Annotated in this window: 12 protein-coding genes, 1 tRNA gene and 3 pseudogenes; 6 read left to right on the plus strand and 10 right to left on the minus strand. The window is 63.2% G+C overall.

Annotated features, from left to right (window positions below):
- Positions 1 to 474, plus strand: a complete 474-nt coding sequence (locus tag QW863_RS28650) for a hypothetical protein (protein ID WP_315769415.1) — start codon at positions 1 to 3, stop codon at positions 472 to 474.
- Between the two features lie 124 nt (positions 475 to 598).
- Here the strand turns inward: QW863_RS28650 and QW863_RS28655 are convergent, their stop codons facing one another.
- Positions 599 to 769 carry a hypothetical protein gene (locus QW863_RS28655; RefSeq protein ID WP_315718492.1) on the minus strand — a complete coding sequence of 57 codons (171 nt, stop codon included), beginning with the start codon at positions 767 to 769 and terminating at the stop codon, positions 599 to 601.
- Positions 770 to 873: 104 nt separating this feature from the next.
- Here QW863_RS28655 and QW863_RS28660 point away from each other — a divergent pair.
- Positions 874 to 983 (plus strand): annotated as a pseudogene (locus tag QW863_RS28660) (DUF1989 domain-containing protein); the annotation flags it as partial.
- 25 nt (positions 984 to 1,008) lie between these two features.
- Here the strand turns inward: QW863_RS28660 and tnpC are convergent.
- The 7 genes and pseudogenes from tnpC to QW863_RS28690 form a co-directional block, all read right to left on the minus strand.
- A pseudogene (tnpC, locus tag QW863_RS28665) lies at positions 1,009 to 1,892 on the minus strand (IS66 family transposase); the annotation flags it as partial.
- 627 nt (positions 1,893 to 2,519) lie between these two features.
- Positions 2,520 to 2,633 (minus strand): annotated as a pseudogene (tnpA, locus tag QW863_RS36040) (IS66 family insertion sequence element accessory protein TnpA); the annotation flags it as partial.
- A gap of 445 nt (positions 2,634 to 3,078) precedes the next feature.
- On the minus strand, positions 3,079 to 3,996 hold the full coding sequence (locus QW863_RS28670; RefSeq protein WP_315769417.1) for an MBL fold metallo-hydrolase: 918 nt from the start codon (positions 3,994 to 3,996) through the stop codon (positions 3,079 to 3,081).
- A 72-nt stretch (positions 3,997 to 4,068) separates the two neighbouring features.
- The gene (locus tag QW863_RS28675) at positions 4,069 to 5,274 is read right to left on the minus strand and encodes an NAD(P)/FAD-dependent oxidoreductase (protein ID WP_315769419.1); all 1,206 of its coding nucleotides are present in this window, start codon (positions 5,272 to 5,274) and stop codon (positions 4,069 to 4,071) included.
- Between the two features lie 39 nt (positions 5,275 to 5,313).
- Positions 5,314 to 6,303 carry an alpha/beta hydrolase gene (locus QW863_RS28680; RefSeq protein ID WP_315769421.1) on the minus strand — a complete coding sequence of 330 codons (990 nt, stop codon included), beginning with the start codon at positions 6,301 to 6,303 and terminating at the stop codon, positions 5,314 to 5,316.
- A gap of 99 nt (positions 6,304 to 6,402) precedes the next feature.
- Entirely contained in the window at positions 6,403 to 7,356 is a 954-nt protein-coding gene (locus QW863_RS28685) for an AraC family transcriptional regulator (RefSeq protein ID WP_315769423.1), read from the minus strand.
- Positions 7,357 to 7,416: 60 nt separating this feature from the next.
- Positions 7,417 to 8,166, minus strand: coding sequence for an SDR family oxidoreductase (locus tag QW863_RS28690; protein ID WP_315769426.1), 750 nt, complete (start codon positions 8,164 to 8,166; stop codon positions 7,417 to 7,419).
- A gap of 138 nt (positions 8,167 to 8,304) precedes the next feature.
- Here QW863_RS28690 and QW863_RS28695 point away from each other — a divergent pair, with 138 nt between their 5' ends.
- Complete coding sequence (locus QW863_RS28695; protein WP_315769429.1) at positions 8,305 to 9,882, plus strand: winged helix-turn-helix domain-containing tetratricopeptide repeat protein; 1,578 nt, start codon at positions 8,305 to 8,307, stop codon at positions 9,880 to 9,882.
- 250 nt (positions 9,883 to 10,132) lie between these two features.
- Entirely contained in the window at positions 10,133 to 10,363 is a 231-nt protein-coding gene (locus QW863_RS28700) for a helix-turn-helix domain-containing protein (protein WP_315769464.1), read from the plus strand.
- A 174-nt stretch (positions 10,364 to 10,537) separates the two neighbouring features.
- On the opposite strand, the gene QW863_RS28705 is transcribed toward QW863_RS28700, so the two are convergent.
- Complete coding sequence (locus QW863_RS28705) at positions 10,538 to 10,939, minus strand: hypothetical protein (protein ID WP_315769431.1); 402 nt, start codon at positions 10,937 to 10,939, stop codon at positions 10,538 to 10,540.
- Between the two features lie 340 nt (positions 10,940 to 11,279).
- Here QW863_RS28705 and QW863_RS28710 point away from each other — a divergent pair, with 340 nt between their 5' ends.
- A complete protein-coding gene (locus QW863_RS28710) occupies positions 11,280 to 11,531 on the plus strand; it encodes a helix-turn-helix transcriptional regulator (RefSeq protein WP_315769432.1) in 252 nt (83 codons plus the stop codon).
- A gap of 486 nt (positions 11,532 to 12,017) precedes the next feature.
- Positions 12,018 to 13,259 (plus strand): site-specific integrase, encoded by a 1,242-nt coding sequence (locus QW863_RS28715; RefSeq protein WP_315769434.1) that lies wholly within the window; start codon positions 12,018 to 12,020, stop codon positions 13,257 to 13,259.
- Positions 13,260 to 13,581: 322 nt separating this feature from the next.
- Here the strand turns inward: QW863_RS28715 and QW863_RS28720 are convergent.
- Positions 13,582 to 13,657: transfer RNA gene (locus tag QW863_RS28720), tRNA-Ile, on the minus strand.
- Positions 13,658 to 13,777: the final 120 nt, after the last annotated feature.

Raw genomic sequence — 13,777 nt, forward strand, 5'->3', positions numbered from 1 at the left:
ATGCTGTTCTTGAGCCGATGGCCCATCCCGGCAATGACAACCGTTCCTGCCGCGATGTTGCTCCTCGTCAGCGGGCCTTCCATCGCTGCCGAGCCGCAACTTCTTCCGCCGGTGACGGTGGACCTGCCTGATCGCCCGCCAGCGAGTCCGCTGTTGCCGGGATCAGGGGACGCGGCCGCGGCTCCAGTGCTGGGTGGTCGCATGGCGACGTCTGGCGACAAACCCGAGCGCTGCGCGGGCGATGCATCGGCACAGCCTCGCACGTTCGGCTGCATTAACGAGAGCCTCAGGCGCAAGGTGGACGCCGTGAACCCCGCCGAAAACCAGACGCCGATCGACGCGAGATCATCCGATCTCAAAGTCGGCACCGTGAACATTCCCGCGGTACGGCAGCAGTATGGAGCCAATTTCGGACGCTCGGTCGTGCCGTATCGGCCTACGGCGGTGTTTCCTTCGGGCTTGGGGCGACGCTGAGCGGGCGTCGGACGTTCCACGCCCGACATGTCTGCCGCAAGTGCCTCTCGTCAGGGGGCTGCAGACTGGAGCCTTCGCGAAAATTGGGTTCCACTCTGCGCGAAGCTGCTTCAGTCTAGCTCGCTTATTCCGACCCGGCCTCTCTCAGCGGAAGGCCCATCTCGGCGGCGCGCTGCTTGCGATCTTGCCGGAGGAATTCATTCTCTCGCGCTTCAAATTTAGCGAGTTCGTCGCGCAACGTCTTCAGGAAACGATCGCGCTTGGTCAGGACAATTGAGAGTTGGGTGGACTCCATCGGACCTCGCTCCGGACCTCCGTACCCCACTATTACAAATTTATGAATAGCTGGCAACGACCAACGTTGAGGCTCGTCATCGGACATTCGATCACTCCGGTTCGCGGTACGGCCTGAGCAAGCGCGACGTCGTCTGCAACCTGAACTTCTTCATGAACGTGCCGATCGAGACTTCCGGCAATTCACTGTGCTCGACGGCCCCTCGATACCGGGAACAGTGTCGACGTGACCGTGGAGATCACGTCGTAGAACCTGCGTCGCGTGTAGCTCCAGCACGCTGCGAGCGTGATGCCCTCCTTATCGGCCCGCTGCTCGAAGCCAGCGTATCCGTCGACATGCAGGATGCCCTTGAAGGCAGCAAGACGTGCGGCTGGACGTTCGGCTTTGCGGTCCGGCGCGAACAGATAGATGGCTGCCGGAGGTTCGGGTCCGCTCCGCGGCCGTTGCTCGCGGGCATAGATCCAGAGCCGCCCCCGTCTTGGTTCGTCCGCGGCCAGGATCGAGTACTGGGATCGGCGTGTCATCGGCGAACAGATGGTTGGAGGCGAACACGTTCTTGCAAAGCCGCTCGTGCAAAGCCTCGAGCCACCAGCATGCACCACCAGCCCAGCCCGCCAGCGTCGAGCGGCGGAGATCGATACCATGACGGTGGAAGATCTGCGACTGCCGATAGAGCGGAAGGTGATCGCAGTATTTGCTGATCAACACGTGCGAGAGCAGCGCGGGGGGCGCCAGGCCGCCAGCGATCAACCAGTCCGGCGCGCCGGCTTGCACGACCTTGTTGCAGGCTCGGCAGGCGTACTTCGGACGGGGTAGTGCGCACGACGCGAAGCTGCGCCGGGACCCAATCCAGCATCTCACTGACACTCTCGCCGATCAAATGAAGAGTACCTCCACAGCAGCTGCAGAGTCTGCTGTCGACGTCGAGGAGAACATCTTTTCTCTGCAGGTGATCTGGCAGCGTGCGACGTCGCGGTGGCGCTTTGGTTTCCGGAGCGAGCCTTGGTTGCGCTTCCTCGACGCGGCCGATGTCGCTGTCAAGGTCCTCAAGACCGAGCGTAAGCTGGTCGGGATCGAAGCGCTCGGAGCTGCGTCCGAACTGCATTCGCTGCAGCTGTTTGATGATTGGGCAACACGACACGGCGAGCTTGGAGCGTTTCTTATTCGCGATGCCGAACTGCGCGCGCCAGCGGAACAGCAGCCCGGTGACGATGCCGTGCTTGCGCGCGAGGGCAGAGACCTTGCGCCTGGTAGCTCGGTTTCCCTGGCGATCCCGAGCGTTTCCTCGCCGCTGAAGAAAGCGTCGAACCGGTGCCGGCGGCGCTGCCGGATCGCCGATTTCGGCAGCCGTCAAGCGGCGTTCGGGCTGTGAGTTCCTAGCACTAGTGCTAACGGCCGGACGGGCGGAGGGATGAAGATGGGCGCGCCAGTCGATCGTGACCTCGCCGGTGGCCAGTCGGTCGCGCCATTTGCGCAGCGAATGCGGCGACAACTGCATCGCCGCAGCGTAGGCGCGGAGCTCCATTCCGCTCCAGTTCAGTGCCTCGACATGCATCGCCCAGAATGCCTGGGACGCCCGATTGCGCACATCCGAGGTGACCGTGAACCTGCGCTGCTTCTGCTTTCGGAGCGCCTTTCTTCGCTCTTCCCGGGCGCGCTCGCGGCGCAATTCCGTCTGATATTTCTCGAGCTTAAGCGCAGTCTCGTTGCCGGCCAGCCGCTTCAGCCAACGCCGCAACGTGTTCTCGGTCAGACGTTGTTGCTGGCAGTATTTGCGGATCCCGAGACCGCTCCGACGCCACGCTTCGATGTGCAGCGACCACCACTCGCAGCGCGCTTTGTTCTCGAAATGTTTGGATCCCACCGGAGATTCTCCACAGTAGCAGAGAGCCCGAAATGGAACGACAACACACGAGGGGGAAGGTGTGCAGGGACCGGACGGTTACCTGCCGACGGTCGATCGCAAGATAAAAGCGCCTCTCCGCGGCGTAGATTCGGCGGTCGTAAGTTCTGTTGCTCACTTATTGCAGTATGGCACTGCTCCGACACCCACAGTGTTGCTAGAAGAAGAAAGACCTGAGAGATCAACGTGCCGGATGGCACCAATCGCAGCCTAGCGAGCCGGTTCGCAAAATTGGGAAGACCTAGCCGTGAGCCCATGGAGTACCGCTGCCGGATCACCGGAACCAGTTAGAGCTCGCGCCTAAGCGCGATCGGCGAAGCCGGCTGACCAGCCTTGCAAACTGCGGCGTAGGCACACTCCGTTGGTGATGTCCTGCGCCGCAGCCCGGCTTCAATCCGGTGAACGATTAGTAGTCCCAGTAGATCGGCACGAACCGAAACACGTTACCTTCGCGCCCGACGCGTCCGATGGACGGGAACGGCATATGGGTGGCGACCAGTAGCTCGCCCGTCTTCGCCAAGTCCCGCAGCAATCCCTCGCGAACGCGCGTTGCCTCGTCCGGGTCGTGCTCGAAGCCGTTGTGCCAGTCGGGATGGTCGAAGCCGACCGTGAACACGGCGTCGCCCGCGAAGGTCATCGCTTCGCCGCCGGACGTCAGGCGGACGATGCTGTGTCCCGGAGTGTGACCGCCGGTGCGGCGGACGACGATGCCCGGCGCGACTTCGTGCTCCTCGTCGAACTGCCGGATCTGGTTGTGGTACTCCCTCGCGAAGCGCTTCGCGGCTGCGCGCAGCGCGTCCGGGAAGCCTTCCGGCATCGCCGTTCGCGAGAAATCCGGCGCCCGCCAGAATTCGACTTCGGCGGCCGCAACATGGATCTGCAGGTCCGGCCGCAGCCGGTCTTTCACGCCCTCGACCAGCAGGCCGCCGACGTGATCCATGTGCATATGGGTCAGCACGACGTCGGTGACGGACGCGAGATCGATGCCGGCGGCGTCGAGGCGTTTGATCAGCTGTCCGGCCCGCGGCAGGTTCAGGTCGGGATCCGACCCGAGCCCTGCGTCGATCAGGATGGTCTTGCCGCCGCTCCGGACGACGACGGCATTCAGGGCCCAATCGAAGGCGTCGGTCGGCAGGAACATGTCCTTGAACCAAGCGGCCCGCGCCGACGGCGCAGCGTTGTGCCCGAGCATCGTGGTCGGCAGCGGGAGCACCCCGTCGCTGATCACCAGCACGTCGATCTCGCCGACCTTCAGGGCATAGCGCGACGGCACCAGTTCATCCGGCTTCGGTGTGACAAGGTGTGAGGTGTTTTGCAGATTCATGTTGGTCTCCTGTTGCAGGTTATTGAAGGCTGGTTTCATCCCTGAAGACGTCCGGCTCGTTCGGTGAGGCGGTCAGAGATCGGTGACGCGTTCCGGATCGGCGGAGGCGAGCGCGGCGGCACGTTCGGCAAGCGGCGGGTAGATCCAGACGGTGTTGATCTCGCGTTTGGTCTTCTTCGCCTGGTCGCCGACCATCTCGATCGTCCGATCCCAGCCGCGTGTAAACAAAGCGCCGGCCTCGCCGAGATCGAGGCAGGTGACGTAGGCCGCCTGGTGATAAGGCGCGGTCGGAACGCCGAGCAGTTCGGCGGCAGCGTTATTGCCGGCGAAAGCGCCCATCCGCGTGGCGTGCTGGCACGACATTAGCGCGTAGTTGCCGGCATCATCACAGGCGGCGCGCGCAGCGTCGCCGGTCGCGAAGATGCCCGCCGCGCTCGGCACGCGCAAGTCGCGGTCGACCAGCAGCCGGCCGAAACTGTCGCGCTCGGCTGGAATCTGCGCGGTCAGGGGCGCGGCACGCATGCCGGCAGCCCAGATCACGGTCTCGGCTGCGATGCGCTCGCCACCCGACAAGGTCACGCCGGACTGGTCGAGCGACGCAACGCCGACTCCCAGCCATGTCTCCACACCGATCCGCTTCAATGCGTTCTCGATGACGGGACGCGCGGTTTCGCCCATGTCGGGGGCGATGACCGGATTGCGCTCGACGATGACGACGCGCGGCCGCGCATCGGGGCCGAGAATGGCGCGGAGCCGCGCGGGCATCTCGGTGGCTGCCTCGATGCCCGTGAACCCGCCGCCGGCGACGACGACCGTGTCGCGGCCATTCCCGGCCGGCCGGCCGGCCAGTCCGTGCAGGTGCCTGTCGAGGGCCACCGCGTCGTCCAGCGAGTCGACGCTGAAACCGTACTCGGCAAGGCCGGGAATGCTCGGACGAAACAGCCGGCTGCCGGTGGCCACGACCAGGCGATCGTAGGCGAGCCGCGTTCGTTTGCCCCCGGGTGCCGCTATGCTCACTTCGCGCGCCGCAGCATCGATCGCCTCGGCGGTGCCCTGCACATAGACCACGTCGATCGCCTTGAGCACATCCAGCAGCGGCGCCGTCAGCGTTTCGGGGTTTGGTTCGTAGAGCCGCGGACGGACAACCAAGGTCGGCTCCGGGGCGATCAGCGCGATCTCCAGCGCCTCGGGCGAAACGCCGTGGATGTCGCGCAGCCGGGCGGCGGACAATGCCGCATACATACCGGCGAAGCCGGCACCGATGACGACCAGTCGCATTTTGTGTCTCCTGTGATTGGATTGGATCGATGCAGAGGATCAGCCGGCGATGAAGGCCGACAGGTCGGCATTCACGATCGCTGCATGGGTGGTACAGATGCCGTGCGGCAGGCCGTCGTAGATTTTCAGCGAGCTGTTCTTCAGCAATTTCGCCGAAAGCGGCGCCGAGTCCGCGACGGGCACGATCTGGTCGTCGCTGCCGTGCAGGACGAGGGTCGGCACCGCGATGGCCTTGAGGTCTTCGGTGAAGTCGGTTTCGGAGAACGCCTTGATGCCGTCGAGATGCGCCTTGGCGCCGCCGCTCATGGCCTGACGCCACCAGTTCCAGATCACGGCCTGCGACGCCGTGGCACCGGGGCGGTTGTAGCCAAAGAACGGACCGCTCGCGAATTCCAGATAGAACTGCGCCCGGCCGGCGGCGAGCTGCCGGCGCACATCGTCGAGAACGGCGATCGGCAAGCCGCCGAGATTGTTCTCCGTCTTGACCATCAGCGGCGGCACGGCGCTGATCAGCACGAGCTTCGCGACACGGCCGCGGCCGTGACGCGCGACGTAGCGCGCGGCTTCGCCGCCGCCGGTGGAATGTCCGACATGGACCGCATTTCGCAGGTCCAGATGGTCGACGACCGCGGCAGCATCGGCCGCGTAGTGATCCATGTCGTGGCCTTCGCCGACTTGGCTCGAACGGCCGTGACCGCGGCGGTCATGGGCGATCACGCGAAACCCCTTGCCGACGAAATGCAGTATCTGAGTGTCCCAGTCGTCGGACGAGAGCGGCCAGCCGTGATGGAAGACGATCGGCTGACCCGATTTCGGCCCCCAGTCCTTGTAGAAGATCTTCACGCCGTCTTTGGTCGTTACGAACGCCGTCGGATCCACCGCTTGCGCGGCGAAGGTCGAGCTTCTTGACTCCTCGCCGATCGCGGTCGTGGAACGGACGCTGAGCGAGACCGCGGACATCACCGAGGTCGCGAGGATCTTCCGGCGCGTGGTGTTCGCAATCCGATTGAGCGGCTTGTTCAAGGGCATTGGTCATCTCCGATTGGTGGGCTTGGACACGATGATGATCTAACGAACCCTGTGTGCTGGTGCCCCAGCGCGGTTGCGGCGACTAAAGAGCAATTGCTGCTAACGCGCCCGCCGGCGCCAATCGGTAGGGGTGTCCCCGGTCAGCCGCTTGAATGCAGCAGCAAACGCGGTCTGCGAGGCGTAGCCGAGCGCGGCCGCGACCGTGACGACGGACACGTCCGGGTCGCGCAGCATCTGCATCGCCTGCTCGAGCCGGCGCTGGCGGAGCCAGGCGTGCGGCGAGAGCCCGGTGCTTTCCTTGAAGGCGCGGCAGAAATGGAAGCGCGACAGGCCGGCGTCCGCGGCGAGCGCCGCAAGCGAGACGTCCGCGTCGCTCTCGGAGCGAAGCCGCTCGATGGCGCGCATCAGCACTCTCGGCGCCAGACCGCCGACGATGGGCTGGACCGCGGTCGGCGCGCCGGTGTGCGCGGCCAGCAGACGCGTGGCGAGGAGGTCGGTGAGTTGCTGTCTGAACAGCGAATCCAGGGCCTCGCTGCCTTCCAGGACGTCCGCCGCGCTCAGCAGCAGGCGGGACGTGATCGGGTCGGGATGCGCGGTCCGTTCCAGGAGATCGGCCGGCCTGTTGGTTTCGGCTTCGTCGGCCACACGCACTAGCGTGCTGTGCGGAAGATAGAGCTGCACGACATCGACCGGCTTCGGGATGTCCCATCGCGAGCTCGCGCCCTCGGGAATGATGATCACGACGCCGGGACGAAACATGCCCGCCGAGACGAAACGTCCCGACCGCCGCTCCATGCGCTGAACCACGCCGTTGTAGGCCATGATGACGTGGTGGGTCATCGGCTCGACGACGTCGTGGAGCGGGTCGTGCTTCCAGTGCGTCACCCCGCCGCCGGTCGCGTCCAGTGCCATGCGAAATGGCTCGGTGCCGAGCACGCGGGCCATCTCGGCGTCCGCGAGAGGGCGGTTGGCCGACGGGCGAGCGGCTTCGCGCGGTTCGGGCGCTGCCGCCGTCTCCTCTCCCTCAAGATCGTGTGGAACAGCCTTGGTCATGTTCATCTCGCACGAGGAGCCGCGTGGCGGTTGCCGGAGAGCACCGCCGGCCGCGCTGCGTTACTGGCGAAGGGAGGAAAGCCAATCGGCGAAGCGGATGACGCCGAGCCGCGGATGGTCGCCCGGCGTGAGCGATCGGTCGTCCAGCTCCGCGCCGAAATAGCGGGCGTGGATATCGGCGACGACCTTGCGCGGGTCGTTGATCGCGGCGAGGTATCTGCGGCCGAAGTCGTCGAGGCTGAGCTGCTCCGGGCCGGCCAGTTCGATGATGCCGTCGGTCGGCGGGGCCAGCGTCACGGCGGCCAGCGCGGCAGCGACATCGTCCGCGGCGACCGGCTGAAACAGCGCCGGCGACAGCCGGGCGACTTGTCCATGCGTGGAGGTCGCGACGATATCGTCGGCAAATTCGTAAAGCTGTGTGGCGCGGAGGATGCTGTAACGACGCCCCGAATTCCGGATCAGACGCTCTTGGGCGAGCTTGCCGCGGAAGTAACCGCAATCCGGAAGGCGATCGGTCCCGACGATGGACAGTGTGACGTGGTGCTGTACGCGCGCGGCGATTTCGGCCGCAAGGACATTGCGGGTGGACCTCGTGAAGAATTCCAGAACCGCGCCGTCCTCGAACGACGGTGAATTGGCGACATCGACGACAACGTCCGCGCCCGACAGCGCGAGGTCGAGCCCGTCACCGGTGACGGCGTCGACACCCGTGCGGGGGGAGGCCTGAACGACATCGTGCCCCTTGCGGCGCAGCAAGCCGGCAAGCTTGGTCCCGATCCGGCCTGTGCCCCCGACGACAACGATCTTCATGCTGATTTTCCTCGACTTTTCCAGCCGGAGACGGCCTTATTGCGACGGCGAGGATGAGCTGATGCGGGCAGGAAAGCCTTGCGGACGGGCTGAATCGGCCTTCAATTCTCATTGGATTGTCGTCCAAGCGGAGCGGCTTTGCGTTTCCTGTTCGAAGATTTTTGCCTGGATGCTGAGCGGCGCGAGCTGACCCGTGGCTCGCAGCTCGTCGCGGTCGGGCCGAAAGTTTTCGACCTTCTGCTCTACCTGGTTTGTAATAGGGATCAGGTTGTGACACGGGACGATCTGCTGACCGCCGTCTGGCAGGGTCGCATCGTCTCCGAATCGACATTGACGAGTCACGTCAACGCCGTGCGCCGGGCAGTCGGAGATAGCGGCAAGGAGCAGCGCCTGATCCGGACGATTTCGCGCAAGGGAATGCGCTTCATCGGGCAGGTCCGGCAGGACGAGGTGTCCGCCACCGCCGTAGACGCCCGATCGCATTCTTCGGCGGGCGACCAGCGGCCGACGCTGTCACTCCCGGATGCTCCCTCCGTCGCGGTGCTGCCGTTTCGTAACCTCAGCGGCGATCCCGGGCAGGACTATTTTGCGGACGGCGTCGTCGAAGACATCATCACCGCGTTGTCGCGGATCGGCTGGCTGTTCGTGATCGCCCGCAATTCGAGCTTCACCTACAAGGGACGCACCGTGAATGAGCAGCAGGTCGGCCGCGAGCTCGGCGTGCGCTACGTCGTCGAAGGCAGTGTGCGGCAGTCCGCGAACCGGGTACGCATCACCGGGCAACTCGTGGACGCGACCACCGGCACTCATCTGTGGGCGGATAGGTTTGAAGAGACGATCGACGACCTTTTCGAGCTTCAGGACCAGATCGCAACCAGCATCGTCGGCGTGATCGCCTCACAACTCGAGCGCGCGGAAATCGACCGCGCCCGGCGAAAGCCGACGGGGAATCTGAGCGCGTATGATCACTATTTGCGCGCGATGCCGCATCTGCACCGCGGGACGCGCGACGCGATCGACGAGGCTTCGCTTCTGTTTCAGAAAGCGCTTTCGCTCGATCCCAGTTTTGCCTCGGCCCATGCGATGGCGGCGTGGTGCTATTGCCTGCGAAAGATCAACGGCTGGATGACCGATCAGTCCCTGGAGTTCACCGAAGGGATCCGGCTGGCTCGTTCGGCGATCGAATTGGGCAGGGATGACGCCGTCGCGCTGACCCGCGCGGGGCATACGCTGGCCCATCTGGCCGGTGATCTGGAGGGCGCGGTTGCATTGCTCGACAGGGCGCTGCTGCTCAACCCCAATCTGGCGGCGGCTTGGTTCTTGGGCGGCTTCCTGCGGGTTTTGCGCGGTGATCCCGAGAGCGCTATCGATTTCTTCACACGTGCGATGCGATTCAGCCCGCTCGATCCAGAGATGTTCCGGATGCAGGCCGGGATGGCGATGGCGCATTTGTTCGCGGAGCGTTTCGAGCTGGCTCTGTCCTGGGCCGAACGATCGTTCCGGCAATTGCCGAGTTCAGGGTTCGTCGTGCTGATCATCATCGCGTCGCACGCGCTTGCCGGGCGGATGGAGCAGGCGAAAGACGCAGCCGCGCATTTGCTCAAGCTGCATCCCGCGTTTCGGATGTCCGATCTGGAGAATTGGATACCGATCCAGCGGCCTGAGCATCGGGCTACGTTCAAGAAGGGGCTGCGGCTGGCGGGCCTGCCGGAGTGAGAGCGCAGCTTTACGACCCGTCAATCGATCGCTGAGGTGTGCTTCTGGCCTGAAGCTGACGATATCACTCATCGAAATGAGATGCGGTTTCTTGAGCACACCGGACATCGCGACGCTAGATCGAAGTGGACGATACGCCTTTGTACCGCCGTTCGCTTTCTCTTTCACTATCCACGAGTGCGTCTGGCTATCGAACGCCGTTGGGACCGGAAAATACTGCATTCATGGTCGCGTGATCGGGAGTGATGCAATGGAGGATCGAAAATACCTGACACCGGAGGAAGTCTCGGATCGCTACCGTGGCGCAGTGAGCGTCGGAACAATCCGGAACTGGCGAGCAATGCGCGTTGGGCCGGCCTTCGTCAAAATCGGGAAAGCGGTCCTATATCCGATAGGTGAACTCGACGCGTGGGACAAGAGAAACACGGTGTCCTGCCGTACGCCAGGACGGTCGCCGGTGAATGGGCATGATCAGGCGTGATGATCACGATTTGTCGCGCGCTACCGTCCCCACTCTCCGTCCCCCGTTGATGGGGGATCTTCCAAAATTCTCGTTCTGTCAGTTATTTAGCTGCGGCGCTAAGCTCATGCACAGCCAGTCGCCTTGCAGATATTCGCCACGCCTCCGTTGCCCGAAGGCCAGGACAGAGCGGCGCTATTCGCTGGAATTCGACTGACGAATGTGCACAGGCGCGTGCGCAATCTTACAGATCGCCTCAACGAGTAGACGTACCGCTCGCCCTTGCCACTCGATTTGATCGATCGGAGCTTCCCAATACTCCGACAGGACGTAGGCTAAATGACGGGCCTTTATGCTCAGGCCTTTCACCGTGTGAGCAGGAGTTTCCATGATCGCCCGTTCGATGGGATCAAGACGGGCCAGCAGCGCCTCGTCATATGCCGTAACGTACTCGTCAGCTCGCTTAGATAGGTCGGGAGCGTCACGATCGAGTTCTGTCGCCAGCGCAACAAACTGTTCCTCGAGAGCCGAGAGACTGGCGTCTGGGTCCGACGACGTCACAGAGTCGAGACTATTGAACGAGATTCGCGTGTCCATTTGAGCTCCGACAGAACCGTTTGCGCAGCACACAGCCTCAAAGCCGCCACCGGCTTGGTCCCTGGTGTTTCGATGGTGGCTAATATTCGCTCACGCTGGTATTGACGCTGTTGCAGACACGTTGTGCTGGCCCTCGGCCTCCTTGTTGTTGTGCTCGATCGCTGTCACCGCAATTGTCCGCTCGGAAGGACTGCTTGGCATCGCACTTCTCGCTCACAATCAGCTTCGGTCGCGGCGTTGCACACTTGAAAGTCTGCATCCGCTCACCCGAGAGGTCTTCCGCTCTGAGGATATCGATCGGAATATACGTTATTACGTATGGATGGCAAGAGCTTCCAATGTGTCTCTTGCCCTCATGGTTCGGCGGGACATTCATGCCGCGCGGCAGATACTGGCGCGCAATTTGCGGCGTTTTCGGCTAGATAGGGGCTTGACTCAGGAGGAACTGGCTAATGCGGCTGGTCTCCGGCAGGCGCTGATCAGCGAGCTGGAGGCGGGTAAGCTCGATGTTCGGCTCGATACGTTAAGCCGAGTGGCCATCGCGTTAGATGCGACGCTGGCTGAACTGTTTCACGAGAGTAAACGAGGCTGACGGGACGAGCGTGGGGCGGTGCCACGCTGTTGCGGTAACTCAGCAGGCCGCAATCCCGCGGCAATTCGACAAGTGGCAGCGCCTGCTGGCCCTGAGGAACGGGGGGGCGCCGCCGCGAATTTCTATTTGCAGCAGGGCGCGGCTGAAGCGCAGGTCTTTTGTTTTCGCTGCGCTATCCGATTGCGCGCGTGCACACTTCGTTGCACGCCAGCCTTGGCTTATCAATTCCTTCAGCGTCGGGCTCCAGCTAGTTTGGTGCTAGCTCGCGTTCTAGCTCTGAAGAATCCTGATGGCAGATCGTCCGCAACCGAAAATTGCGCCTGACACGCCCCTTCGCCTTGCCGATGCCGTGAAGATCGCGTTTCCTCTGGGAGGAATGACAGTTGCAGGTCTGCGGCGGGAGCGCGACCGTAATCGGCTGATCATCGAGAGAATTGCCGGCAAGGAATTTACGACGCTGGCTCACATTGAACGGATGCGAGAGCTATGCCGCGACGAAGCAAGGGAGCTCGACTCCAGCTCAAGGCCGCCCGTCGGGACAAGCGCGGGAGGATCACCCACCGAGCGACCTGGATCATCAGAGACAACGGTCGGGATGTCAGCACAGGCTGCGCTGCGGATGAGGTTGCAGCAGCCGAGAAGAAGCTCAAAGAATACATAGCGTCCAAATATACGCCGAAGCGGCGCGTGAGGCATATCGACGACATCCCGATCGCAGATGTCCTCTCGGTTTATATCGATGCTCAGCTCCAAAAATTGCGGGACCGCTTCGCGGTGGACGGTCAGGCTGAGGACACGGTGCCGGCGATCAGGAAGTTCAAGAAGCGGATTGAACGATTGAACGACTGGTGGGGCGCTAAGACGCTCGGCGAGGTCAACGGCGAAGAGTGTCGCGCGTATAGGAAGCAGCGCTGCAATCGGGGCGGCGCCCGGCGAGATCTGGAGGATCTGCGCGCCGCCATTGGCCATCATGCTGCCGAGGGATTTCATCGCGAGATTGTCAAGGTCTCATTGCCGGAGAAGGGGCAGCCCCGGGACAGGTGGCTCACTCGTGGCGAGGCTGCCAAGCTAATCTGGACGTGCTGGCGTTATCGCGAAAGGCAGAAGGCATCGCGCCGCCCCGAGGACGACATCAAGATCAAAACGGCGAAACGTCCGCTGAGACATCTGTCTCGCTTCATTCTGATTGGGATCTATAGCGGGACCCGCGCAGGAGCCATCGCGTCAGCGTCCCCAATACCGGCGGTAGGGCGCTCTTATGTGGACCTTGAGCGGGGGCGGTACTATCGGCAGAAGCAGGGCGTAGCGAAGACGAACAAGCGGCAGCCGACGGTTCCGATCCCTTCCCGCCTGCTCGCTCACTTGCGACGCTGGCACCGGATCAATCCGGAGGCCAAGCATTTCGTCGAGTTCAATGGCAAGCCGGTGGCTTCGGTCAAAACCGCCTTCAAGAACGCTGTAAAGCTCGCCGAGCTCGGTCCTGGAGTATCGCCCCATACACTCAGGCACACGGCAGCAACGTGGCTGATGCAGCGCGGCGCGGACCCCTGGCAGGCCGCGGGCTATCTCGGCATGTCGCTCGAGGTCCTGCTGAATACCTATGGTCACCATCATCCGGACTATCTGTCCGATGCCGTCGAGAAGATCGCGAAGCGTGATTCCGTTCCCAAGCAAACGGCGACGACATCGGGTACGGTCATTGCGTTGCGACGGGTCAAATCGGAATGAACGCCTCGCGATCTTGAGCGAAGCGAACCGTAGACATCGCCTCGATATCCTCGTGTCGTGCTGGGTTATGCGGCCTGGTGGCCCGGCTTGCTTAATCAAAGCTCACCTGCTGGCTGCGTGAGACGATGCTGTCGTCGGGCAAGGCGGCGTCTCTGCGGCCAGGAGTTCTCTTACATCGCCGAGGCTACCCGACGCTGGCGTGAGCCAGTGGACGCTGAGCCCTGCAGCTTCCAAACGAACGAATAGTGGACGTATCTGGTGCGGTTTCTGGTGCGGTGAGCCCGCCGCGAGAAAATAAGAGCAGGTAAGTTACTGAGTTTGCTGGTGGGCCCGGCAGGACTCGAACCTGCAACCAGACCGTTATGAGCGGTCGGCTCTAACCATTGAGCTACAGGCCCCGCGACGCTGAGGTCTTGCCGGCGGCGGGCAGGAGCGGGCCTGTCCGGCGCGGCGTCGGAACCCCAACGACGGCTCGGGCTCCGTTTACAGCCTGGCCAGCCATCCGGCAATGCCGCTGC

The sequence above is a fragment of the Bradyrhizobium sp. SZCCHNR1017 genome (genome assembly GCF_032381375.1).
Taxonomy (GTDB): Bacteria; Pseudomonadota; Alphaproteobacteria; order Rhizobiales; family Xanthobacteraceae; genus Bradyrhizobium.